The 735-nt window shown below is 73.2% G+C and carries 1 protein-coding gene; it reads left to right on the top strand.

Annotated features, from left to right (window positions below; translation table 11 throughout):
- Positions 1 to 55 precede the first annotated feature (55 nt).
- Positions 56 to 735 (top strand): hypothetical protein (locus P1P75_RS41795; RefSeq protein ID WP_319265333.1); only part of this gene is annotated, 680 nt, incomplete at its 3' end.

The raw sequence follows: 735 nt of genomic DNA, 5'->3' as shown, positions 1-735 counted from the left end.
GCACGGCCCTACGGTGCGGCAGCCCCTGCCCCACCACCCCCTCCGGCAGGCTCACGTGTTCATGCGACTGTGCACACCCGTATCCCTCTGCCTCGCCGCAGCCGCCGTTCTCCTCCCCGGGCCCGCCTTCGCGCAGGCCGGGACGAGCTGTGCCGGGGCGGACGCCGGAAACTTCCCGCTCACCACCCGTCTGCACGGCGGCCCCGACTCCTACCGTGCCGGGGGCGGCCACGGCACCTGGTTCCTCGACCTGACCAACTCCACCCGGGTCACCTGCGCCGGAGTGCATCCGGTCGTCGTCCTCGTCGACTCCGCGCGCGCCCTGCAGCCGTCCCAGTCCCACCTGGAGTTCTACGCCGACGGCCGGGCGCACCCCGTCCGCTTAGAGGTGACCGACGAGCACGAACTCGTCGGCGCGCTCGCGGACATGCCCGCCGAACCGGCGGAACCGGCGGAGCCCGCCGAGCCCACCCAGCGGTCCAGCCCCTTCCCCGGCTTCACCGTCCCCGCGGGCCGGACCCTCACCGTCAAGCTGCGCCTCTCGCTCACCTCGGACGCCGTGCCCAACCAGGTCACCGCCAACGCGGCGGTCGTCCAGCGCCAGGGCGACGACGGCGAATGGGTCGGCCAGTCGAACAACTACCGCTTCACCATCGAGAGAGGGACCGCCGACGGCGACGGACACGAAGCCGAACCCGAGCCGGCCCCCCACTCGACCTCCGCTCCCTCCCCTTC

Source organism: Streptomyces sp. ID05-39B (genome assembly GCF_033794725.1).
In the GTDB taxonomy this organism is placed as follows: Bacteria; Actinomycetota; Actinomycetes; order Streptomycetales; family Streptomycetaceae; genus Streptomyces; species Streptomyces bobili.
Note: the sequence above shows the minus strand (reverse complement) of the source record. Positions and strands in the feature narration are given on the sequence as shown.